General features: G+C 68.7%; 21 protein-coding genes. 11 read left to right on the top strand and 10 right to left on the bottom strand.

Annotated features, from left to right (window positions below; genetic code table 11):
• Positions 1 to 22: 22 nt before the first annotated feature.
• Positions 23 to 700, bottom strand: a complete 678-nt coding sequence (locus tag CKW28_RS23320) for a GntR family transcriptional regulator (RefSeq protein ID WP_040547458.1) — start codon at positions 698 to 700, stop codon at positions 23 to 25.
• Positions 701 to 806: 106 nt separating this feature from the next.
• Entirely contained in the window at positions 807 to 1,595 is a 789-nt protein-coding gene (locus CKW28_RS23315; RefSeq protein ID WP_003925605.1) for an LLM class F420-dependent oxidoreductase, read from the bottom strand.
• 50 nt (positions 1,596 to 1,645) lie between these two features.
• Between CKW28_RS23315 and CKW28_RS23310 the strand changes: the two genes are divergently transcribed.
• Positions 1,646 to 2,287 (top strand): TMEM175 family protein, encoded by a 642-nt coding sequence (locus CKW28_RS23310; RefSeq protein WP_040546974.1) that lies wholly within the window; start codon positions 1,646 to 1,648, stop codon positions 2,285 to 2,287.
• Between the two features lie 5 nt (positions 2,288 to 2,292).
• On the opposite strand, the gene CKW28_RS23305 is transcribed toward CKW28_RS23310, so the two are convergent.
• The 3 genes from CKW28_RS23305 to CKW28_RS23295 all read right to left on the bottom strand — a co-directional run bounded on the left by CKW28_RS23305 (position 2,293) and on the right by CKW28_RS23295 (position 4,908).
• Entirely contained in the window at positions 2,293 to 3,168 is an 876-nt protein-coding gene (locus CKW28_RS23305) for an Rv0045c family esterase (protein WP_003925603.1), read from the bottom strand.
• A gap of 75 nt (positions 3,169 to 3,243) precedes the next feature.
• Positions 3,244 to 4,320, bottom strand: coding sequence for an inositol-3-phosphate synthase (locus tag CKW28_RS23300; RefSeq protein WP_003925602.1), 1,077 nt, complete (start codon positions 4,318 to 4,320; stop codon positions 3,244 to 3,246).
• 42 nt (positions 4,321 to 4,362) lie between these two features.
• On the bottom strand, positions 4,363 to 4,908 hold the full coding sequence (locus CKW28_RS23295) for a PadR family transcriptional regulator (protein ID WP_040547456.1): 546 nt from the start codon (positions 4,906 to 4,908) through the stop codon (positions 4,363 to 4,365).
• A 302-nt stretch (positions 4,909 to 5,210) separates the two neighbouring features.
• Here CKW28_RS23295 and CKW28_RS23775 point away from each other — a divergent pair, with 302 nt between their 5' ends.
• Positions 5,211 to 5,351 (top strand): hypothetical protein, encoded by a 141-nt coding sequence (locus tag CKW28_RS23775; protein ID WP_003925600.1) that lies wholly within the window; start codon positions 5,211 to 5,213, stop codon positions 5,349 to 5,351.
• On the opposite strand, the gene CKW28_RS23290 is transcribed toward CKW28_RS23775, so the two are convergent.
• Complete coding sequence (locus CKW28_RS23290) at positions 5,342 to 6,217, bottom strand: DUF1707 SHOCT-like domain-containing protein (RefSeq protein WP_061252244.1); 876 nt, start codon at positions 6,215 to 6,217, stop codon at positions 5,342 to 5,344. The two genes, CKW28_RS23775 and CKW28_RS23290, sit on opposite strands and share 10 nt — an antisense overlap.
• Before the next feature lie 145 nt (positions 6,218 to 6,362).
• On the opposite strand from CKW28_RS23290, the gene CKW28_RS23285 reads away from it, so the two are divergent.
• The 3 genes from CKW28_RS23285 to CKW28_RS23275 all read left to right on the top strand — a co-directional run bounded on the left by CKW28_RS23285 (position 6,363) and on the right by CKW28_RS23275 (position 11,117).
• Positions 6,363 to 6,794 (top strand): DUF5318 domain-containing protein, encoded by a 432-nt coding sequence (locus CKW28_RS23285; RefSeq protein WP_061252245.1) that lies wholly within the window; start codon positions 6,363 to 6,365, stop codon positions 6,792 to 6,794.
• 178 nt (positions 6,795 to 6,972) lie between these two features.
• Entirely contained in the window at positions 6,973 to 9,402 is a 2,430-nt protein-coding gene (locus tag CKW28_RS23280; RefSeq protein ID WP_061252246.1) for a transglycosylase domain-containing protein, read from the top strand.
• A 44-nt stretch (positions 9,403 to 9,446) separates the two neighbouring features.
• On the top strand, positions 9,447 to 11,117 hold the full coding sequence (locus CKW28_RS23275; protein ID WP_050812021.1) for a glycosyltransferase family 87 protein: 1,671 nt from the start codon (positions 9,447 to 9,449) through the stop codon (positions 11,115 to 11,117).
• 6 nt (positions 11,118 to 11,123) lie between these two features.
• On the opposite strand, the gene CKW28_RS23270 is transcribed toward CKW28_RS23275, so the two are convergent.
• Positions 11,124 to 11,603 carry a hypothetical protein gene (locus CKW28_RS23270; RefSeq protein ID WP_131588040.1) on the bottom strand — a complete coding sequence of 160 codons (480 nt, stop codon included), beginning with the start codon at positions 11,601 to 11,603 and terminating at the stop codon, positions 11,124 to 11,126.
• A 120-nt stretch (positions 11,604 to 11,723) separates the two neighbouring features.
• On the opposite strand from CKW28_RS23270, the gene rpsF reads away from it, so the two are divergent.
• The 5 genes from rpsF to CKW28_RS23245 all read left to right on the top strand — a co-directional run bounded on the left by rpsF (position 11,724) and on the right by CKW28_RS23245 (position 16,964).
• Positions 11,724 to 12,014: a 30S ribosomal protein S6 gene (rpsF, locus tag CKW28_RS23265; RefSeq protein ID WP_003925595.1), complete on the top strand. Its 291-nt coding sequence runs from the start codon at positions 11,724 to 11,726 to the stop codon at positions 12,012 to 12,014.
• A gap of 81 nt (positions 12,015 to 12,095) precedes the next feature.
• Positions 12,096 to 12,596: a single-stranded DNA-binding protein gene (locus tag CKW28_RS23260; protein WP_003925594.1), complete on the top strand. Its 501-nt coding sequence runs from the start codon at positions 12,096 to 12,098 to the stop codon at positions 12,594 to 12,596.
• A gap of 42 nt (positions 12,597 to 12,638) precedes the next feature.
• Positions 12,639 to 12,893 carry a 30S ribosomal protein S18 gene (gene rpsR / locus CKW28_RS23255; protein WP_003925593.1) on the top strand — a complete coding sequence of 85 codons (255 nt, stop codon included), beginning with the start codon at positions 12,639 to 12,641 and terminating at the stop codon, positions 12,891 to 12,893.
• A gap of 37 nt (positions 12,894 to 12,930) precedes the next feature.
• Positions 12,931 to 13,386 carry a 50S ribosomal protein L9 gene (gene rplI, locus CKW28_RS23250; protein ID WP_003925592.1) on the top strand — a complete coding sequence of 152 codons (456 nt, stop codon included), beginning with the start codon at positions 12,931 to 12,933 and terminating at the stop codon, positions 13,384 to 13,386.
• Positions 13,387 to 13,874: 488 nt separating this feature from the next.
• The gene (locus CKW28_RS23245; RefSeq protein WP_003925591.1) at positions 13,875 to 16,964 is read left to right on the top strand and encodes a replicative DNA helicase; all 3,090 of its coding nucleotides are present in this window, start codon (positions 13,875 to 13,877) and stop codon (positions 16,962 to 16,964) included.
• A 31-nt stretch (positions 16,965 to 16,995) separates the two neighbouring features.
• Here CKW28_RS23245 and CKW28_RS23240 read toward each other — a convergent pair whose 3' ends face one another.
• From CKW28_RS23240 to CKW28_RS23230, 3 genes are read right to left on the bottom strand one after another with little or no spacing between them, the layout of a single operon-like run.
• On the bottom strand, positions 16,996 to 18,411 hold the full coding sequence (locus tag CKW28_RS23240; protein ID WP_040547452.1) for a phytoene desaturase family protein: 1,416 nt from the start codon (positions 18,409 to 18,411) through the stop codon (positions 16,996 to 16,998).
• A complete protein-coding gene (locus CKW28_RS23235) occupies positions 18,408 to 20,189 on the bottom strand; it encodes a DUF3556 domain-containing protein (RefSeq protein ID WP_003925589.1) in 1,782 nt (593 codons plus the stop codon). Before CKW28_RS23235 ends, CKW28_RS23240 begins: the two co-directional genes overlap by 4 nt.
• Before the next feature lie 27 nt (positions 20,190 to 20,216).
• Positions 20,217 to 21,695: a class I adenylate-forming enzyme family protein gene (locus CKW28_RS23230; protein WP_003925588.1), complete on the bottom strand. Its 1,479-nt coding sequence runs from the start codon at positions 21,693 to 21,695 to the stop codon at positions 20,217 to 20,219.
• A gap of 119 nt (positions 21,696 to 21,814) precedes the next feature.
• Here CKW28_RS23230 and CKW28_RS23225 point away from each other — a divergent pair, with 119 nt between their 5' ends.
• A complete protein-coding gene (locus CKW28_RS23225) occupies positions 21,815 to 23,101 on the top strand; it encodes a PucR family transcriptional regulator (protein WP_003925587.1) in 1,287 nt (428 codons plus the stop codon).
• The last annotated feature ends 45 nt before the right edge of the window (positions 23,102 to 23,146 follow it).

The raw sequence follows: 23,146 nt of genomic DNA, 5'->3' as shown, positions 1-23,146 counted from the left end.
TAATCGCCCGGGCGGGTCGGCGTCAGCGCGTGGGGGCTACCGTCCCGGTCGGCTCGAGCACGCCGCGGCGCACCAGCTCGTTGCACATCAGCCGCCCCATCGTCGCCGAACGGCGGGCGCATGCGCTGCGCGCGCCTTCCGGATCGCCGGTGCGGATGGCGGTGGTCTCGGCGTCGTAGGTCTGCCAGATCTCGTCGTGATCCTGCAGGCAGGTGAGCCAGAACTTGCGCGGCAGGAAGGTCTGCGCGGCGCGGATCGCGGCGCGCAGCCGCGGACCGGCGTACTCGTCGTTGATGAGCTGGCGGTACTGGCCGGCGGCGTCCAGGAATTTGCGGGTGCCTCTGCTGTTGGCCATGATCCGGGCCACCGCCTCAAGCCGGTCGACGATCCTGCGGGACGGGTCGGCGGCGGCGCGCGCGGAGGCCATCCCGTTCAGCACACCGTAGACCTCGTGGTGTTCGAGGATGACCGATTCGTCGAAACGTTCGATGTAAGCGCCGCGGTGGTACCGGGTGGACAGCAACCCGTCGTGTTCGAGCTGGACGACCGCCTCCTGGATCGGCACCCGGCTCAACCCGAGCTCCCGGGCGATCTCGTTGCGGTCCAACCGATCTCCGGAGCGGAGCTTGCCGGTCAGGACCAGGTTCACCACATGGGAGACGACCAGGTCCTTCTCTTTCACCCCGTACTTCTTCGGCATGGCGGCCACAGTGTCTCACGGGCGCGCCGTCCCGGGGCCGATCAGACGAAACTCGTGACGGGCGTGGCGATCTGGTGCCGAACCGGCAGCACGCGAGTGTCGCGGTTCAGCGGTTGTCCCGCCAGCGGCACAGCGCTTCGGCGATCGACAGGTCGTAGTCCGGTCCGTTCACCCCGACCGTCAGCAGCGTGACGCCCTGTTCGACCAGCGCGGCGGCCTCGGCCAGCGCCGCGTCCACACCGCCTTCGACGGGAAGCCCGGAGGACCGTTCGATGGTGTCCGGGTCGCGTCCCACCGCCGCGCAGTGCTCGGCCAGCACCCGAGACTTGTGCGGATAGGTGGAGCGGTCGACGAAGCCGTGCCAGATGTGGGCGTGCTCGGCGACCAGCCGCAGCGTCTTCTTCTCACCCATCCCGCCGATCAGGATCGGCAGTTCACGGGTGGGCGGCGGATTGAGTTTCGCCCAGCGCGCCTTGATCCGGGGCAGGGCCGCGGCCAGATCGTCGAGCCGGCCGCCGGCGGTGCCGAACTCGTAGCCGTACTCGTCGTAGTCGCGGCGGAACCAGCCCGACCCGATGCCGAAGATCAGCCGGCCGCCGGAGATGTGGTCGACGGTGCGCGCCATGTCGGCCAGCAGGTCCGGGTTGCGGTACGAGTTGCAGGTGACCAGCGCGCCGATCTCGATGCGCGAGGTCTGTTCGGCCCATGCGCCCAACATCGTCCAGCATTCGAAGTGGGCGCCGTCCGGATCGCCGTACAGCGGGAAGAAGTGGTCCCAGTTGAAGGCGATGTCGACGCCGATGTCCTCGGCGCGGCGCACCGCGTCGCGCAGGTTGCCGTAGTCGGGGGAGTGTTGCGGCTGCAGTTGCACACCGATGCGAATGGGACGTGCCACGACCGCTACGGTAACGCGATCCGGCGGTGCTGTGCGGCACACTGCGTGACATGGGTTCCCCCGGCTGCCGTCCCTCCGATTCCCAGGTGTATGCGCGGGACTCGGTGGAGTTCGGGCGGGCGCTGGCGTTCATCGACGCGATCTTCGGCTTCTCGGCCACCCTGCTCGTCACCAACCTGGACCTGCCGTCGGGTGAGCAGTGGCGGAGTCCGGGCACTCTGCTCGGCGGCACGGTGGGTGATCAACTGCTGAGCTTCGCGATCAGTTTCGTGGTCATCGCCGGGTTCTGGCGGCTGAACCATGCCGTGATCGCACGATTCGAGGCACTGGATTCCGCCGTGATCACCGCGGGCCTCGTGGTGGCCGGCCTGGTGGTGCTGATTCCCTTCACCACCCAGGGCATCGGCGATCCGAGCACGTCGGAGCTTGCGCTGCCGACCGCGTTGTACGCGGGCAACGTCGCGCTGGTGGTGGCGGCGTCCGCGGTGCTGCTCACGCTGGCGCGGCGACGCGGGCTCATCCGCGACGCCGACACCGACCGGCGGGCCGGCCTCGCCGGCTACGCCACCACCATGGCGGTGTTCCTGGTGTCCATCCCGATCGCGTACGGCCCGGGCCCCGACGCGGCACAGTTGTCGTGGCTGTCGCTGGTGGTGCTCGGACCGGTGGCCGACCGGCTGGTCCGGCGCTGAGTCCGTCAGGTGTTCAAGATGTCGCGCAACAGCCCGATGAGCGCGCGGGGCTGATCGCTCTGCACCGAGTGCCCGGCGTCGGGGACCACGTGAACGCCTTGGAACCCGGGTGCGGTGCGGGCGAATTCGGCGGCGTCCTCGTCGTTGACGAAGGCCGACCTGGCGCCCCGGATCAGGGTGGTGGGGGTGGTGAGGCGGGGGACGTCGTCCCACAGACCCTCAAACCCGTCACCCTTGCGGATGGAGTCGTAGCGCCACGTCCAGGTGCCGTCGTCGAGCTGTTTGGAGTTGTGGAACACCCCGCGCCGCAGCGCCGCCGGATCACGGTGCGGGGCGGCCGCGACGGTCAGCTCGACCATGGCCTCGAAGCTGTCGAAGGTCCGCGGCCCCTCCACCAGCGCGACGGTGCCCTTCTGCTCGTCGGTCATCTCGGTGTGGCGTCTCGGCGCGGACGGGGTGACGTCGACGAGGACCAGTCGCGGCACCAACTCGGGCGCGGTCACCGCGAGCCGTAGCGCGGTCAGCCCGCCCAGCGACATGCCGACCACCAGGTCGGGCTGCGGGGCGAAGTCACGCAGCACCGGCGCCAGGGTGTCGGCGTTGGTCTTCGGGCCGTAGTCGCCGTCCTCGCGCCACGCCGAATGACCGTGTCCGGGCAGGTCGACGGCCAGGGCGGGCTCGCCGAGACCGACGATCACGGTGTCCCAGGTGTGCGCGTTCTGGCCGCCGCCGTGCAGGAACACCAGCCGCGGCGGCGCGGTGCCGAACTGCAGCGCGCTGATCGGGCCGTGGCCGACCCGCCGAGCAGGCGGGATCGTGTCGACACCGGCCTGCTCGGCGTTCTCGGGCAGATACCGAAACTCGTCTGAACCCATCGGCATGTGTGGAGGACTGCTCACTCTGCCGTCAGATCACGACATCTCGGCGACACGCGATCTGACGGCAGAGTCCTCGAGTCAGCCCTTGATGAACTCTTCGAGCTTCGCGCGGGCGATGTCGTCGGGCATCTGGGTCGGCGGGCTCTTCATCAGGTAGGCCGACGCCGACTCGATCGGGCCGCCGATGCCGCGGTCCTTGGCGATCTTCGCGGCGCGGATCGCGTCGATGATCACACCCGCGGAGTTCGGCGAGTCCCACACCTCGAGCTTGTACTCCAGGTTCAGCGGCACGTCACCGAAGGCGCGGCCCTCCAGCCGGACGTAGGCCCACTTGCGGTCGTCGAGCCAGCCGACGTGGTCGGACGGGCCGATGTGCACGTCCTTGGTCTTGAACTCCTTCTGCAGGTTCGAGGTGACGGCCTGGGTCTTGGAGATCTTCTTGGACTCCAGCCGCTCCCGCTCGAGCATGTTGAGGAAGTCCATGTTGCCGCCGACGTTGAGCTGCATGGTGCGGTCCAGCTGCACACCGCGGTCCTCGAACAGCTTGGCCATCACGCGGTGGGTGATGGTGGCGCCGATCTGGCTCTTGATGTCGTCACCGACGATCGGCACCCCGGCGTCGGCGAACTTCTTGGCCCACACCGGGTCGGAGGCGATGAACACCGGCAGCGCGTTGACGAAGGCCACGCCGGCGTCGATGCAGCACTGGGCGTAGAACTTGTCCGCCTCCTCCGAGCCGACCGGCAGGTAGGACACCAGCACGTCGACCTCGGCCTCCTTGAGCGCCTTCACCACATCGACGGGCTCGGCGTCGGAGACCTCGATGGTGTCGGCGTAGTACTTGCCGATGCCGTCCAGGGTCGGGCCCCGCTGCACGACGACGTCGGTCGGCGGCACGTCGGCGATCTTGATGGTGTTGTTCTCGGACGCGACGATCGCCTCGGACAGGTCGAAGCCGACCTTCTTGGCGTCGACGTCGAACGCGGCGACGAAGTTGACGTCGCGAACGTGGTACGGGCCGAAGCGAACGTGCATCAGACCGGGCACCGTGGCGTTCTCGTCGGCGTCCTTGTAGTACTCCACCCCCTGCACCAGCGATGCGGCGCAGTTACCCACACCGACGATCGCGACTCGGATGTCCTTCTGCTCAGACATGAAAACGATTCCTCTCGTATTTCTGTGGTGCTCGCGGCCCGGTCAAGGCTGCTCGGCGCGACCCTGCGCCATGCGTTCTGCCGCGATCAGATCATTGAGCCAGTTGACCTCGCGCTCACTGGACTCCAACCCGAGCTGATGTAGCTGCCGGGTGTAGCGATCAAATGAGTTGCTGGCCCGCGCAATTGCTTCACGCAGACCTTCGCGGCGTTCCTCCACCTGACGACGACGCCCCTCCAGGATCCGCATCCGGGCCTCGGCCGGGGTGCGGTTGAAGAACGCCAGGTGAACTCCGAAACCATCGTCGGAGTAGTTCTGTGGACCGGTGTCGGCAACGAGCTCGGTGAACCGTTGCTTGCCGGCCTCGGTGAGGCGGTACACCCTGCGGGCACGGCGGACCTTGGGCGTACCGTCCGGTGCCGGATCCTCGACGATCAGGCCGTCGGCCTGCATCCGGCGCAACGCCGGGTACAGCGATCCGTAGGAGAACGCGCGGAACGCACCGAGCAGACCGGTGAGCCGTTTGCGCAGTTCGTAACCGTGCATCGGGGATTCGAGCAGCAGCCCGAGGATGGCGAGCTCCAGCAGTCGAATCACCTCCTTGTCTGCGCATACCGGCCGTTACGTCCGTCCGACACCTCGCGCAATAGTATCGCGCCGATATATAGGACGCTACATCGGCGTTGCCCGCCGTTCACCCGCCGTTCGCCCGACGGCCCTCCCGACGCCACCGCGGCGGGTGGACCGGTCGTGACCCGACCCCTCCAGACGCCCGAAGGCGATCGCCTGAGGTCACGGCGAATGTGAATCAGATACCGCTACCGGGCACGGGGCGCGGCCGGAGACGCGCGACCGGGCCGCGGCGGCAGCCCTGCGATCACGGAGCTCAGATGACGACCATCGGTCATGACCGCGCGTCCACCGGACTCGAGGGCGGCGAGGCCGCCGTGCTGCGACAGCTGATGGCGGCCCGCCGCAGCTGCCGGGCCTTCATCCCGCCGGCTGACCCTCCGGCGTCCGGTCAGGGGTAGTTGATCCGTTTGACGGTGCCGTCGCCGGCCAGCGCGATGTAGCCGCCGCCGAAGTCGCTGGACACGTACACCGAGATGGTCAGCGCATCCGGCCCCTCGCCGGGGCCGCCGTCGAAGATCAGATAGGTGTTGGTCACCTCGTCCGGTGCGATGCCGAGCGTCTCCGGAGCGCCGCGCAGCACCCCGACGATGGTCGCGGGATCGAAGGCGGCCAGATCCACCAGCCGGGCGTCACCGGACCTCGGGGTGGCGCGCGCATCGTCCCAGCCGCCGCGGTAGTGGTAGTTCAGCTCCCGGCGCTGCTCGGCGGGATCGGGCCGGGTCAGGTTCGCGTATTCCGGATACACCACCAGCCGGTAGCCCATGGTGTCACCGAACCGCTGCCGCATCTGGTCCAGCAGCCCGGTCAGCCCGCCCAGCGAATGCAACTGTCGCGGCGGTGTCAGCACGACCGGATCGACCCCGTCGGCCCGGGCGCCCGGGTCCGCGGCGCTGCCGGCGCCCCCGCCGGCACCCGAGCCCAGCGGTGCGGACCCGGCTCCGCCGAAGAGCCCCCAGCCGATCGCGATGCCGACGACCACCAGCACCGCGGCCGTCGCCGCCCGGATGCCCCATCCCGCGGCGGCCACCGGCTTGGTGGGCGCCGGCAGCTGCACCGAGGCGTTGGTGGTCTGCAGATCGGCGACCAGTTCCTGCAGTTCCCCGAGGGTGGTGGCGTGGGTGGCCAGCCGGACCCGATCGCGGTGTTCGGTCATCGACAGCTGACCCTCGTCCAGCGCGGTGTCGAGGATCTGGCAGGTGTCGTGCCGATCGGCGTCCCGTGCGCGGGTGGTCGCCGTCCGCCGGCCGGGACTTCTCGATGCCACCGTCCGATCGTAGAGCCCCGGCGGCTCGAGAGCCGGTCTGTGACGACCTTCTCCGCGGGCATCGGTGCAGACCGAAACGGGTAACCCGGCGCGTGGTGGTCAAGTCGAACGTCGTCGGTCGCAGCGCCGACGTACTCTGGTCATCGTGCGACTGCAGCGACAAGTGGTGGATTACGCCCTGCGGCGACGGTCCCTGCTGGCCGACGTGTACTCCGGGCGTACCGGCGTCTACGAGGTGTGCGACGCCAACCCGTATCTGCTGCGCGCCGCGAAGTTCCACGGGAAGCCCAGCTCGGTGATGTGCCCGATCTGCCGCAAGGAACAGCTCACGTTGGTGTCATGGGTCTTCGGGGACCATCTGGGTGCGGTGTCAGGGTCGGCGCGCACCGCCGAGGAATTGGTCGTGTTGGCGTCCCGCTACGACGAATTCTCCGTACACGTGGTGGAGGTATGCCGCACCTGCAGCTGGAATCACCTGGTCAAGTCGTATGTGCTCGGCAAGACGCGGCCTCCGAAGGGGACGCGCACCCGCGGCACCCGGACCGCGCGCGACGGAGCGCGCACGGCCAGTGAGTAACGAAGGACGCCACAACCGGTCAGCCGGCGACGCCCGCCACGGGCGCGGCGCTGACGGTGCCGGCGCACGTCCACCCCAGCGTGAGGTCAGGCCCCGGCAACCGGGGCCGCACCAATCGGGCCCGCAGCCGCCGCGGCGTCCCCGCTCGGCCGTCCCACCCGATGACCGGCGCACCTCGGTGCTGCCCCCGGTCCGCGATGAACCGGATCCGGAGCTGCGCGATCCGATCGACATCGTCACGGCGGCGCTGAACGGCGCCCCGCCGACCCGACCGCCCCAGCAGCCGCCGCAGCAGCCGCCTCCGCCGCCCCGGGGCCGCGGCCGGGGGCCGGGCGGGCCCGGGGAGCCGCCGGAGGAGCCGGCGAACTGGTTCGACCGGATCAACTGGCGCTGGGTGCGCCGCGGCCTGTTCGCCGGGGCGGTGGCGCTGCTGGTGCTGCCCATCATCACGTTCGTGATGGCCTACCTGATCGTCGACGTGCCGAGACCGGGTGACATCCGGACCAACCAGGTGTCGACGATCCTGGCCAGCGACGGCAGTGAGCTGGCGAGAATCGTGCCGCCCGAAGGCAACCGGATCGATGTGAACATCAACCAGATACCGGTGCACGTGCGTGACGCGGTGATGGCCGCCGAGGACCGTGACTTCTACTCCAACCCGGGTTTCTCCTTCACCGGGTTCGCCCGCGCGATCGGCAACAACATCTTCGGCGGTGACGTCCAGGGCGGTTCGACCATCACCCAGCAGTACGTCAAGAACGCCCTGGTCGGTTCCGAGCGGGTGGGCGTGCGGGGCCTGATCCGGAAGGCCAAGGAGCTGGTGATCTCGACGAAGATGTCGCGCCAGTGGTCCAAGGACCAGGTGATGCAGTCGTACCTGAACATCATCTATTTCGGTCGGGGCGCCTACGGGGTGGCGGCCGCGTCGCGGGCGTACTTCGACAAACCGGTCGAGGAACTCAACGTCGCCGAGGGGGCGCTGCTGGCCGCGCTGATCCAGCGGCCCTCGACGCTGGACCCGGCCGCCGATCCGCAGGGCGCGGAGACGCGGTGGAACTGGGTGCTCGACGGGATGGTGGAGATCGGCGCGCTGTCGCCGCAGGAGCGGGCCGCGCAGGTGTTCCCGCCGACGGTGCCGCCGGAACTGGCGCGGTCGCAGAACCAGACCACCGGCCCCAACGGGCTGATCGAACGGCAGGTCACCCGGGAGCTGCTGGAGCTGTTCAACATCAGTGAGCAGGCCCTCAACACCGAGGGTCTGCAGATCACCACGACGATCGACCCGCAGGCACAGCAGGCCGCGGTGGATGCGGTCGAGACCTACCTGGAGGGCCAGGACCCCGACATGCGGGCCGCGGTGGTGTCCATCGATCCGCGCACCGGTGCGGTGAAGGCCTATTACGGCGGTTCGGACGCCAACGGCTACGACTTCGCGCAGGCCGCGGTGCCCACCGGTTCGTCGTTCAAGGTGTTCGCGTTGGTGGCCGCGCTCGAGCAGGGCATGGGGCTGGGCTATCAGGTGGACAGCTCGCCGCTGACGGTCAACGGCATCGAGATCACCAACGTCGAGGGCAGCAGCTGCGGGCGGTGCAATATCGCCGAGGCGCTGAAGCGGTCACTGAACACCAGCTTCTACCGGTTGATGCTGGAACTGAAGAACGGGCCCGAGGACGTCGCCGACGCCGCGCACCGCGCCGGGATCGCCGAGAGCATCCCCGGGATCGAGCACACCCTGTCCGAGGACGGCAAGGGCGGACCGCCGAACAATGGAATCGTGCTGGGGCAGTATCAGTCCCGTCCGATCGACATGGCCTCGGCGTACGCCACCCTGGCCAACTCCGGTGTGTACCACCGGCCGCACTTCGTGCAGAAGGTGGTGAACTCCGAAGGCCAGGTGCTGTTCGACGCCGATCAGCGTGACGACGACGGCGAGCAGCGCATCGAGAAGGACGTCGCCGACAACGTCACCGCGGCCATGCAGCCGATCGCCGCGTACTCCAACGGGCACGCGCTGGCCGGCGGTCGGCCGTCGGCCGCCAAGACGGGCACCCATCAGCTCGGGGACACCGGGGAGAACCGGGACGCCTGGATGGTGGGCTACACCCCGTCGCTGTCGACGGCGGTGTGGGTCGGCACCGTCGACGGCAACAAACCGCTGCGCACCAAGTGGGGCGGGAAGATCTACGGCTCCGGCCTGCCGTCGGACATCTGGAAGGCCACCATGGACGGCGCCCTGAAGGGTACCGAACGGGAGTCGTTCCCCAAGCCGGGCGAGATCGGCGGCTACGCCGGGGTGCCGCAGGCCCCCTCGCCGCAGCGCACCTCGGATGACGACGGGACGACGACGGTGACGCCGCCGTCGGAGACGGTGATCCAGCCGAGTGTGGAAGTGGCGCCTGGCATCACGATCCCGCTGGGACCGCCGACGACGGTGCCGCTCGGCCCGCCCGGCGGGCAGTCCCCGGTGCCGGGTCCGGGTGCGCCGCAGCAGCCGTTCTCGCCACAGCAGCCGTACCCACCGCAGCAGCCGGGGCCGGGCGCACCGGTGGTGCCTGAACCGCAGGTGCCCGGCGTGCCGCCGCCCCCCGCACCACAGCCGTTCCCGTGACAGGCCCCGATCCACGCGACCGCGACCCGGCCGCCGACCCTGCGCTGCCCGGGTCCGCCTCGCCGGCTCCGCCGGCCGGGTGGGATTCGCCGGCTCCGCCGGCCGGGTGGGATTCGCCGGCTCCGCCGGCGGCGGACAGGCGGTCCCTCGACGCCCGCGACTTCCCCAGCCGCACCGACACCCTCGGCCGGGCACTGGCCGAGGTCATCGGCGGGCCGGTCGGCAAGCACGCCCTGATCGGCCGCACCCGGTTCTGGACGCCGCTGCGGGTGATGCTGGCGCTGGCGCTGGTGTTCCTGGCGTTGGGGTACTCGACCAAGGCGGCGTGTCTGCAGACCACCGGCACCGGCACCGCCGATCAGCGGGTCGCCGACTGGTCCAATCAGCGCGCCTACTACCAGCTGTGCTATTCGGACACGGTTCCGCTCTACACCGCGGAACTGCTGGACGAGGGCAGGTTCCCGTACAAGTCCAGCTGGGTGGAGACCGACTCGACCGGCACCCCGCACATCACCCATGACGGCCGGCTGGCCGTGCGGTACATGGAGTATCCGGTGCTGACCGGGCTCTACCAGTACGTCTCGATGGCGTTGGCCAAGACCTACACCGCGGCGACCAAACTGGTGTCGGTGCCGATCGTCGCCGAGGTGGTGATGTTCTTCAACATCGCCGCATTCGGGCTGGCGCTGGCGTGGCTGGCCACCGTGTGGGCGACGGCGCGGCTGGCCGGACGGCGGATCTGGGACGCCGCGCTGGTGGCCGCCTCACCGATCCTGATCTTCCAGATCTTCACCAATTTCGACGCGTTGGCGGTGGCTCTCGCCACCGGGGCGTTGCTGGCGTGGGCGCGCCGCAGACCGGTGCTGGCCGGGCTGCTGATCGGGCTCGGGGTGGCGGCCAAGCTGTATCCGCTGCTGCTGCTCGGCCCGCTGCTGGTGCTCGGCATCCGGGCGGGCCGGCTGCGCGAGGTCGGCAAGACCGCCGCGGCCGCGGCCGTCAGCTGGCTGGTGGTCAACCTGCCGATCATGGTGCTCTACCCGCGCGGCTGGTCGGAGTTCTTCCGGCTCAACGCCCGCCGCGGCGACGACATGGACTCGATCTACAACGTCGTCAAGTCGTTCACCGGCTGGCGGGGTTTCGACCCGGACCTCGGTTTCTGGGAGCCACCCACGGTGCTCAACGTGGTGTCGGCGGTGCTGTTCGCCGCCTGCTGTCTGGCGATCGCGGTGATCGCGCTGACCGCGCCGCAGCGGCCCCGGCTGGCGCAGTTGGCATTCCTGGTGGTGGCGGTCTTCCTGTTGACCAACAAGGTGTGGAGTCCGCAGTTCTCGCTGTGGCTGGTGCCGCTGGCGGTGCTCGCGTTGCCGCACCGCCGCATCCTGCTGGCGTGGATGACCATCGACGCGCTGGTGTGGGTGCCGCGGATGCTCTACCTGTACGGCGAGCAGAACCGCGGTCTGCCCGAGCAGTGGTTCACCGCCACCGTGCTGCTCCGCGACATCGCGGTGATCCTCCTGTGCGCGTTGGTGATCCGCCAGATCTACCGGCCGCAGCAGGACCTGGTGCGGTGGGACGGGCGCATCGACGACCCGTCCGGCGGCGTGTTCGACCGCGCCCCCGACAACCCGCCGCGCCGGCTGCCCGACTGGCTACGGCCGAGCACCCGGCGGATCGGGGTGGAACGGGCTGCGCCCGAACCGGTCCCGGCGGCCTGACCGCATTCAACCCGGGTACGGCGGGTACGGCGGGAACGGCGCGGGAGCATGCCGGCCGGCCTGGATCCACCGCACCGTCGACGGCAGCAGCGCCAACACCAACGTGACCGTCGCGAAGGTCAGGTGCGTGAACGTCATACCCAGCCCCTGGAAGTAGCCGTGGCGCGCCGCCAGACCGGCCTGCACCACCAGCACGACCAGGCTGTGCAGGACGATGACCCCGCTGCCGCCGGCCACCAGCCACCGGCCGGCCATTCGGCGCCGCAGCAGCAGCACCGCACCCGCGGCGAGCACCGCCCCGCAGACGATGGCCACGATCGCCATGACCGCGGCCAGGACGAGCACCCCGCCGGCTGCGGGTAACCCGGCGGGTGCCCTGGCGGGTAGCCGGGTTGCGGTCCCGGAAACTCCCCGGGAAAACCCCTGCCCGTACGGTCCGGGTGGATGGTTCACGGCACCCCCGTCCTCGATGCCGAACGAGCTCACCTTAGCGGGATTTCACAGGTCGGGAGGATTTCCGGTACCCTGGGCCGGTTGCCGACGCAGGCGACCCTCCTGCCGCGGAAGGACCGCGGCCGTCAGACCAGAGGAGGTGGTGAGGTTTCCATGCGTCCGTACGAAATAATGCTCATCCTCGACCCCACCCTCGACGAGCGCACCGTCGCGCCGTCGTTGGAGACGTTCCTCAACGTCATCCGTCAGGACGGGGGCAGCGTGGAGAAGGTGGACATCTGGGGCCGCCGACGGCTGGCCTACGAGATCGCCAAGCACTCCGAGGGCATCTACGCGGTCATCAACGTTAAGGCCAATCCGGCCACCGTCACCGAACTCGACCGCCAGCTCAGCCTCAACGAGTCGGTGCTGCGCACCAAGGTGATGCGGACCGACAAACACTAGAGGCGATCGGGTCGTGCTCGTCAGAGCGCTTCCGTAGGCTCGCGTGCAACTCGTCCGCTGCAACCCACCCAGGAGGACCCCGTGGCTGGTGACACCGTCATCACCGTCGTCGGAAATCTGACCGCCGACCCGGAACTGCGTTTCACCCCGTCCGGCGCCGCCGTTGCCAACTTCACGGTGGCATCGACCCCGCGGATCTTCGACCGCCAGACCGGGGAGTGGCGCGACGGTGAAGCACTGTTCCTGCGCTGCAACATCTGGCGGGAGGCGGCGGAGAACGTGGCCGAGACGCTCACCCGGGGCACCCGGGTCATCGTCCAGGGCCGGCTCAAGCAGCGGTCCTTCGAAACCCGCGAGGGTGAGAAGCGCACGGTGGTCGAGCTCGAGGTCGACGAGATCGGCCCGTCGCTGCGGTACGCCACCGCCAAGGTGAACAAGGTGAGCCGCGGCGGTGGTGGCGGCGGCTTCGGCAGCGGGGGTTCCCGCGCCGCCGGCGGAGCCGCCGAGCCCAAGGACGATCCGTGGGGCAGCGCCCCGGCGTCGGGTTCGTTCGGCGACGCCGACGACGAGCCGCCCTTCTAGAGACACGAAACATCAGCGAATTCAGGAAAGAGACACACCGACATGGCCAAGTCCAACAAGCGACGTCCGGCCCCCGAGAAGCCGGTCAAAACCCGCAAGTGCGTGTTCTGCTCCAAGAAGGGGCAGGTCATCGACTACAAGGACACCGCGCTGCTGCGCACGTACATCAGTGAGCGGGGCAAGATCCGCGCTCGCCGCGTCACCGGCAACTGCGTGCAGCACCAGAGCGACATCGCCAACGCCGTGAAGAACGCCCGGGAGATGGCGCTGCTGCCGTTCACCTCGTCGGCGCGCTAGGCCGAGCGACTGAGACTGAGTAGGAAAGACGCGACAGATGAAACTCATTCTGACCGCCGAGGTGGACCATCTCGGTTCGCCCGGTGACACCGTCGAGGTCAAGGACGGCTACGGCCGTAACTATCTGCTGCCGCGCGGCCTGGCCATCCTCGCCACCCGCGGGGCCGAGCGGCAGGCCGCCGAGATCCGGCGCGCCCGCGAGCTCAAGGCCGTCCGCGACCGTGAGCACGCCAACGAGCTGAAGACCGCGATCGAGAATCTCGGCCAGCTCGAGATCCCCGTCAAGGCGGCGCCGGACACCGGCAAGCTGTTCGGTTCGATCACCCCGGCCACGGTCGTGGGGGCGCTGAAGAAGGCCGGCGGACCCAATCTCGACAAGCGGGTCGTGCAGCTGCCCAAGGCGCACATCAAGACCGTCGGCACCCACGAGGTGAGCCTGCAGCTTCATCCCGAGGTGACCGCGACGGTCACGCTCAACCTGGTTGCCGAGTAGCCAACCGACGATTTCAGTTACGCCCGGGTGAAGCGGGAAACCGCTTTTCACCCGGGCGTTGCTGTCGGTGCCAGCGAACACTGTCCGGTCGTCCCACGCCAGCGAACCCCACCGGATGTTCACCCGACGGGCACCCCCAGGGCACTCAACACGCCCGAAACGGCAACCCGCCACGACACGCCGAAGAACTTGTCATCCACAGATCCACAGCCGGAGTGTGGTGCCCTTAGCTGGGAAAACAGTGTCGAACGGCGGGATGATCCACAGGTTCTCCCCAGGGCCTCAACATGGGCTCGCCGAGGTATCCACAGCCCATGCACAACTCCATCCACAGCATCGTTTTGATCCCCGCCCAGCAACGCCTAACGTGAGCCGTCGCAGGCACTGGTCCGGAGTTCGCGAGCGGCGGCCTGTCGGTGTGCTGGCTTACCGTCAGGATCGGCGCCGAACGCACGTTCGAGCGATGAGGCGAGGAGGTGATACCGAGCGTGGCTGTCGTCGATGATCTCGGCCACCCCGGACGGGATGTCCCCCCGCCGAGTGAGGACTTCGGTCGCCAACCGCCGCAGGACCTCGCCGCCGAGCAGGCAGTGCTCGGGGGAATGTTGCTGAGCAAGGACGCGATCGCCGACGTCCTGGAGAAGCTGCGACCCGGAGACTTCTACAAGCCCGCCCATCAGAACGTCTACGACGCGATCCTGGACCTCTACGGGCGGGGTGAGCCCGCGGACGCGGTCACCGTGGCCGCCGAGCTCGACCGCCGCGGGCTGCTGCGCCGGATCGGCGGGGCGCCGTATCTGCACACCCTGATCTCCACCGTCCCCACCGCCGCCAACGCCGGTTACTACGCCGGGATCGTGGCGGAGAAGGCGCTGCTGCGCCGGCTGGTGGAGGCCGGCACCCGGGTGGTGCAGTACGGCTATGCCGGGGCGGACGGTGCCGACGTCAACGAGGTGGTCGACCGGGCGCAGGCGGAGATCTACGACGTCACCGAACGGCGCGCGTCGGAGGATTTCGTCCCGCTGGAGGATCTGCTGCAGCCCACGATGGACGAGATCGACGCGATCGCGTCGCAGGGCGGGCTGGCCCGCGGGGTGCCGACCGGATTCATCGAACTCGACGAGGTCACCAACGGGCTGCATCCGGGCCAGATGATCATCATCGCCGCCCGGCCCGGTGTCGGGAAGGCGCTGGCACTCGACACCCCGCTGCCCACACCGCACGGGTGGACCACGATGGGCGACGTCGCGGTGGGCGATGAGCTGCTCGGCGCCGACGGCCGGCCCACCCGGGTGGTCGCCGCGACCGAGGTCATGCTCGGCCGGCCGTGCTACGAGGTGGAGTTCTCCGACGGCACCGTGATCGTCGCCGACGCCGACCACCAGTGGCCGACCGGGTACGGGGTGCGCACCACCGCCCGGTTGCGGGCCGGGCTGGACACCATCGCGGCCGCCGGGTCGATGGCCCGCTACGGCGAGCAGCCGGGTGGCGCCGCGCTGCTGGCGCCGGTGCTGCAGATCGACGCGGTGCGCCGGATCAACAGCGTGCCGGTGCGTTGCGTCGAGGTGGACAACCCGGCGCACCTGTATCTGGCGGGCCAGGGGATGGTGCCCACCCACAACTCCACGCTGGGTCTGGACTTCATGCGGTCCTGCTCGATCAAGCACCGGATGGCCAGCATCATCTTCTCGCTGGAGATGAGCAAGTCCGAGATCGTCATGCGGCTGCTGTCGGCCGAGGCGAAAATCAAACTGTCCGATATGCGTTCGGGCCGGATGACCGACGACGACTGGACCCGGCTGGCGCGGCGGATGAGCGAGATCAGCGAGGCGCCGCTGTACATCGACGACTCGCCGAACCTGACCATGATGGAGATCCGGGCCAAGGCGCGGCGGCTGGCGCAGAAGGCCGATCTGCGGCTCGTGGTCGTCGACTACATGCAGCTGATGACCTCGGGCAAGAAGTACGAGTCGCGCCAGCAGGAGGTGTCGGACTTCTCCCGCAGCCTCAAGCTGATGGCCAAGGAGCTCGACCTGCCGGTGGTGGCGATCAGCCAGCTCAACCGTGGGCCGGAGCAGCGCACCGACAAGAAGCCCCAGGTGTCTGACCTGCGTGAATCGGGTTGCTTGACGGCCAACACCCGGCTCCTGCGCGCGGACACCGGCGCCGAGGTGACGTTCGGCGAGCTGATGGCCACCGGTGAACGTCCGCTGGTGTGGTCACTCGACGACCGCAACCGCATGGTGGCCCGGCCGGTGTCGAACGTCTTCTACAGCGGCCGCAAGGAAGTGTTCAAGGTGCGGCTGGCATCGGGCCGGGAGGTCGAAGCCACCGCCAATCACCCGTTCCTCACGTTCGACGGCTGGACCCCGTTGGGCGAGTTGACCGTCGGGGATCGGGTGGCGGTGCCGCGGCGGGTGCCCGAGCCGGTGCACACCGAGCGGTTGCCCGATGACGAGGTCGTGCTGCTGGCGCACACGATCGGCGACGGCTCGTGCGTGCGGCGTCAGCCGGTCCGGTACGCCGGCACTGACGAGTGGAACCTGCAGGCGTTGTCGACTGCGGCGCGGCGTTTCGGGGTGACGGCTGTCCGGGACGACCATGCGGCCGCGCGGGTGACCACGTTGCGGTTGCCGGCGCCGTACCGGTTGACCCACGGCACACGCGATCCGATCGCGGCGTGGCTGGACAGGCTGGGCCTGTTCGGGAAGAGCGGTCACGAGAAGTTCGTTCCGGCAGAGGTTTTCCGTCTGCCGAACGATCAGATCGCGCTGTTCCTGCGGCACCTGTGGGCGACGGACGGCTCGGTGCGCTGGGACGGCAGGGCGGGTCAGGGACGGATCTACTATGCGTCGACGAGCCGGCGCGTGGTCGATGACGTCATGCTGCTGCTGCTGCGGCTGGGTATCGCTGCGCGGATCAAACGCGTCACGAAGGCCCGATTCCGCGACTCCTGGCATCTGGTGATCCATGGTGCGGAGAATCAGCTGCGGTTCCTGCGCCACGTCGGGGTCAAAGGTCTCGAAGACGTTGCCGCACAGACGGTCATCACGAAACTGGAGCGGGTTGTCCGTAACCCCGATGTCGACACCGTGCCCACGAACGTGTGGACACGAGTGCGGCAGGCGTTGGCGGACAAGCGGATCATCCATCGGGAGATCGCAGCGGCGATGGGCACGCAGTTCAGCGGATCAGCATTGTGGAAGCGAGCCCCCAGCCGGGATCGGTTGCACCGCATCGCTGCTCTGCTCGAGGACCGCGAACGGCACGACACCGCGACCGATGACGTGCACTGGGATACGCTCGTCGAGATCACCAGCATCGGCGAGCACGACGTCTACGACGCGACGGTGCCCGGCACGCACAACTTCGTCGCAAATGCAGTAAGCCTACATAATAGTCTCGAGCAAGATGCGGACATGGTGATCCTGCTGCACCGTCCGGACGCGTTCGACCGCGACGATCCGCGCGGCGGTGAGGCCGACCTCATTCTCGGTAAGCACCGGAACGGGCCGACCAAGACGATCACCGTTGCGCACCAACTGCATTTGTCGCGGTTCGCGAACATGGCGAAGTAGTGAGTGGGCGTGTCGAGGCCGAAGCGCCCCGCTAGCGGGCCAGTTCCCGCAGCGCGGTCTGCGCGGCGTGATAGCCGCACATGCCGTGTGCGCCGGGTCCGGGCGGGGTCGCCGCCGAGCAGATGTAGTAGCCGGGCGCACCGGTTGCGTACGGCGACAACGTGATTCGGGGTCCGAAGGTCAGCTGTCGGATGTCCTTGGCGCCGGTGAGGATGTCGCCGCCGGTGAAGTTGGCGTTGAACCGCGCCATCCCCTCGGCGGATTCGGTGCGGTAGCCGACGATGCGGTCGCGGAAGCCGGGGGCGAAGCGCTCGATCTGCGCGACGACGGCTTCGGTGGCGTCACCGGGGTAGCCGTGCGGCACGTGCGCGTAGCTCCACACCGGATGGATATCGCCGACGGAGCGGCCCGGATCAGCGACGTACTGCTGGGCGACCAGCACGAACGGGCGCTCGGGCATCCGCCCGGCGTTAACGTCGCGTTCGGTCGCCGCGATCTCCTCGAAGGTGCCGCCGACGTGCACGGTGCCGGCGCGGTGGGCGTCGGGGTTGCACCAGGGCACACCGCCCTCGACGGCGAAGTCGACCTTGAACGCACCCGGCCCGCGTCGGAACGCCCGGTACGCCCGCGCCACCCGTGGGGGTAGCCGGTCGCCGAGGATCTCCGCGACGGCTTCGGGGGCCAGGTCGAACACCGTGATCGTGGTCGGCGGGAGATCGGCGATGTCGCGGACCCGGACCCCGGTTTCGATGGTGCCGCCCAACTCCCGCAGGCGGGCGGCCATCGCATCGGTGATGGCGCGGGAACCGCCCTCGGCGACCGCCCAGCCGTGGCGGTGCCCGGCGGTGATGATCCCCACCCCGATGGCTGAGGTCATCGGCAGGTGCAGCGGCCGGAAGGCGTGCGCGGCCACCCCGCCCCACAGCGCCCGCGCCGCCGGGGTGCGGAATACCCGGGCCAGCGCGGAGGCGGGCAGCACGGTGGGCGCGCCGAAACGGGCCAGCGTGAGCGGGTGTTTCGGTACGCGCAGCAACGGTCCCATGACGGCGTCGTTGACGGCGTCGAACCGGTCGACGGGGCGGCCGAAGAGCGCCCTCCAGACGCGACCGTCGGGACCCAGGCCGGCGGCGGTGTGGTCGACGGAGCGGCGCAGCACGCCGGCCGTCCCGTCGTCGAGGGGGTGGACGCAGTCGATGTCGGGCCAGCGCCAGCGCAGGCCGTGGCGGTCCAGGCCGAATTCGTTGATGAACGGCGATCCGACCGCCATGGGATGAATCGCCGAGCAGTGGTCGTGCAGGAGACCGGGCACGATCGCTTCGAAACTGCGTGTGCCACCACCGATCTCGTCGGCAGCTTCCAGGACGGTGACGGCCACACCCGCCTTGGCGAGCGTGACCGCGGCGGCGAGCCCGTTGGGGCCGCTGCCGACCACCGTCGCCGTTGTCACACCACCGCCCCCCGCCCGTCGCGGAACCGGGACCAGGTGACCGTGGTCGGCACCGGACCGTTCGGCAGCCACGGCTGGGCCTCAGCGACGTCATCGACTCTCCACGTGCCGGTCTCAATGACGCCCAGGGCCGCGTCGATCAGCTTGTAGTGCTGAACCGGGCTGCCCCAGGCCTGTGATTCGGCCCAGGCCACCACCAGGTCCCCGGGCTCGAAACCGACCTGCTCCTGCACGGCGGCGATCATCCGTTCATCATGCAGGTGGCCGTCGCCGAAGTTCCAGCCGATCAGCGAGTTGCACACCCACTCGCCCTCCCGCACGGTGCGGGTGTCGATGTCGGGCAGATTCTTGACAAGCACCGAGAGCAGCCCGCGACCCTGGGTGTGCATCGCCCGGAAGGTGGCGGGCAGGTTCATGATCACCGCAGCCCACTCCGGTTCGTAGCCGTAGGCGATGAACTGGTCGATCTGGTTGATCGCGGGCCGCTTCACCCTGTCGAGTTTGGCCTCGGCGCCCGGGGCGAACGCCCACACGCTGCACGCCCAGTTGCCCGAGTACTGGCGCATTGAGGGCAGGAACGACACCTTGTCGGGCCGCACGTTGCCCAGGATCGGGAAGAAGAGCAGGGCGGCGACGATCACCACGGTCAGCCACGGTGAGGACATGTCGCCGACGGCATAGCCCTCCCAGCTGGGGAACCCCAGGAACAGGAACACGGTGGCGAACGAGAACAGGACGTTCCACTCCAGCGGGACCGCGAGCGGGAATGCCGAGATGATGTAGAGGTGCAGGCCGAGCATCAGCACGACGGCGGCCACCGTCAGGGTCTTGTTGTGGGAGAACAGAAGTACCAGCGGTGCCACCACTTCGACCACGGTGCCCAGCACGTGAGCCATGAACTCGGCCAGCCGGGAGGGGCGCAGGTCGTTGCGCGGATCCCGGTACATCGCGCGTTTGAACGCCGGCAGTGTGGCGACCGTGGGGCTGTTGCTGGTCATCGGCGGGATGACGCGGGCGAAGTGCCGGCCGAACTTCGAGACCCCCGCGCAGACCCAGACGACCACGATCAGCAGCTTCAGCGCGACGATCATGTCGGTGAAGCCCAACACCGCGAAGAACACCATCGCAGGCAGGTACTGTTCGCCGCGGGCGGCCAGGAAGATCGTCTTGTCGCGTAATCCCACCAGGATCAGCAGGACGATCGGGGCGACCATCAACAGCGGATTCACCAACCCGGAAGTGTTGTCCGGCAACCGTTCCAACAGTGAGGCGGTCGTCACGCCGGGAGACAGCAGTGCGACGACGAGGGAGATCAGAAGACTGGCGTAGAGAATGACGTCCGGCCAGCCGCGCCGGTTACCGGCGGTGAGCGGAACCCATGCCCACGGCCGCAGCCGGATGGTTCCGCGTCGCAACCAGAACTGGATACCGCCGGTCATCGGTTTGACCTTGCCCGCCAGGGGTCCCCAGGAGCCGCCCAGTCCGATGGCCTCGAGCAGGACCGTCCACAGGATGAACTTCTGGTAGACGATCGGCTGGTCCCACCACTGCGACACATGCCAGAAGGCAGGCAGTCCGGAGGTCACCGTCGCGATGACCACGCCGCCGAGGATGTAGAGCAGCGTCACCTTCGCCACGTAGACCAGCGGGACCATGAACGGTGTGCCGAAGCCGTGCTCGACCCAGTGGGTGCTGAGGATGCGGATCCGTTCCAGCAGCGGTCTGCGCAGGAATTCCTTGGGTTCGACGTCGGGATAGTCGTGCTGGGTGAAGCTCATCTCGACTGGTGTCCTTTCGGCACAGGGTCAGGCGGTCTGCGTGGCGGTGGCGTCCAACGTGCGGATGGCGGGCTTGTCGATCTTTCCGACGGCGTTCTTGGGAAGCACGTCGAGAACCCTGATCGCTACGGGCTGTTTGTATTTCGCAAGAGATACGGCGAGGTGGCGCCGCACCGCGTCGGTGTCGACCACCGCTCCCGGTGCGGCGGCGACGTACATCACCGGCACCTCGCCGTAGAGCGGGTGGGGCCGGCCGACGACGGCCACCTCGGAGATCTCCGGCAGTCGGTGGGCGACCGCCTCGATCTCCTTGGGGTAGATGTTCTCGCCGCCGCGGATGATCATGTCCTTGGCGCGGTCGACGAGCACGAGATACCCGTCGTCGTCCAGATAACCGATGTCGCCGGTGCGCAGCCAGCCGTCGACGAGGGTCTTCGCGGTCTCCTCGGGCCGGTTGAGATAGCCCCGCATCACCGTCGGCCCGGCGATCAGAACTTCGCCGATCTCGTTGGCGCCCAGCGTGCGTCCCTCCGCGTCCACGATGCGGACCTGCTGACCGGGCAGCGGCAGTCCGACGGTGCCCGGCTTGCGGGGACCCCTCAGGGGGTTGGCGGTGCTCACACAGGTGCCTTCCGACAACCCGTAGCCCTCGATGATCGGGACGCCGTACCGCTGCTCGAAGCGTTGCAGCAGTTCGGCGCTGGCGGGGGCGGCTCCGCATGCGGCGAACCGCAGGCTCGAGGTGTCGACGGTGGGATCCTCGGGGAGTTCGAGCAGCTTCGTGTAGATCGTCGGCACGGCGGAGAAGTATGTCGGCCGGCTGCGGCGGACGCGGTCGAAGAAGGTGCGGGGGTCGAAGCGCCCGGCGATGGTGACGTGACCGCCGGCGATCAGGGGCGACAGCGTTCCGACCACGATCCCGTTGACGTGGAACAGCGGCAGGATCAGCAGGCTGCTGTCGGCTGAGGTGAGTTCGTTGGCCTCGATGATCGACGCGCACATCGCGGCGATGTTCGCGTGGTCGAGCATCACGCCTTTGGGCCGGCCCGTCGTCCCGCTGGTGTAGATGAGCAGCGCCAGGCGGTCGTCGGCCGGGGGCGCGACCTCGACCGGGCCGTGCCCGGTCTTCAGATCGGCCGGGCGCACCACCGGAGTCGCGGGCGCGGGTAGGTTTCCGCCGGCGACGAGAACCTTCGCCCCGGCGTCAGCGATCTGGTAGGCGGACTCGTCGACCGACAGTGCGGGATTCAACGGTGTGACCGCCGCTCCCAGTCGCCAGGCCGCGAACAGCGTCACCACCAGATCGACCGTGTTGGGAAGCATCACCGCGACGACGTCGCCGGCGCCGACGCCGTGTCCGCGTAGGACGGCGGCGGCGGAGTCGACCGCGTGTCGGAACTCGGCGTTGCTCAGTGCCACAGTGTCGTCCGCCAGGCAGGGCGCCGCCGGGGCCGAAGCGGCACGCTGATCGGGCAGGGACACCAAGTGCACAGACTGCGACAACATGGCCAGAGACAGTAGGGAGAGGCGACAGCGGCCACACTGTGCGCAGGCGACGAACCACGTCAGCGGGTTTGTATCCAGAATACAAAGACTTCTGATAAGCAGCAGGAAGAATCGCTAGAGTGCAGCCTGTGGTGGTGTCCGGATACAACGCTGACGACATAAGCTCGACGGTCGCGCTCATCGTGGACCGGCTGCTGGAGAACTCCGGCGAGGACGTCGAACGCATCCAGCGACGCATCCTCGCCGACATCGACGAGCTGCGCAGCGATCCCCGCCTTGTCGAACTGTTGCGCTCCAGCGTCGCCGGCAACGTCGAAACCGTCCTCACCGTCATTCGCTACGGCATCGACCTCGACCGCGTCGAACCCCCCACCGCCGCCCTCGAGTACGCCCGGCGCGCCGCCCAGCACGGCATCGCGCTCAGTGCCCTCATCCGGGCCTACCGTCTCGGCCAGCAGGAGATGCTGGAGCGGATCCTCCGGGAGGTCAGGGAAACCGAACTCGACCCGGATCTCAGGCTCTCCGTCTACGAGAGGATCTCCAGCACCTCCTTCGCGTACATCGACTGGATATCCCAGCAGGTTTCCGACACCTACGACACCGAGCGAGAACGGTGGCTGGAGCACCGCAACAACATCCGCGCGGTGAGGGTCCGTGAAATCCTGGACAGCGACGAACCGATTGACATCGACACCGCGTCGGCTGCCCTGGGCTATCCCCTGCGGGGCCGCCACCTCGCGCTGGTCCTGTGGATGACCCGCAGCGATCTCCCGGGTGGTGAACTGCTGCGGCTGGAGCGGTTCGCCCGCGCGGTCGCCGAAGCATTTCAGCTGCGCAACACCCCGCTGTTCGTCGCTGAGGACACCGTCAGCGGCTGGGCCTGGCTGGCAATCAATCACGTGGTCACCGAGCCCGTGCGCACGATCCGGGAACTCGCGGAAACCGCCGACAACGGTGTTCATGTCGCACTGGGAACCGTGGACGACGGACTGGAAGGTTTCCGCCGTTCGCACCGCCGCGCACGAGACGCCCGAAAAGTCGCTGCCGCGTCGGCGATCCCGCCCCGCATCACCGCCGCGGACGACTACGGAATCTCCGTCAGCGCGCTGCTGACGGAGAATCTCGCGGACACCCGTCGATGGGTGCTCGACACCCTCGGGCCTCTCGCAAGCGACACCGCCAACGATGCACGGCTCCGGGAGACCCTTCTCGTCTTCCTTCACGTCGGGTCGAGCTACACTGCCGCAGCCGAGAGGCTTCTGCTGCACCCGAACTCGGTTCGGTACCGGGTGAACCGCGCGGTCGAACGCCGGGCCCGACCGATCGGCGAGGATCGCCTTGAAGTCGAACTGGCGCTGCTGGCCTGCAGGCATTTCCAGCAGGCCGTGCTGCAACCCGCGGATTAGAAGGCCCTGCCGGGGTATAGGCTCCGGAAATCATTCAGGGGAGAG

It is taken from the genome of Mycolicibacterium thermoresistibile, from assembly GCF_900187065.1.
Taxonomy (GTDB): Bacteria; Actinomycetota; Actinomycetes; order Mycobacteriales; family Mycobacteriaceae; genus Mycobacterium; species Mycobacterium thermoresistibile.
This window is presented reverse-complemented; position numbering and strand designations above follow the sequence as displayed.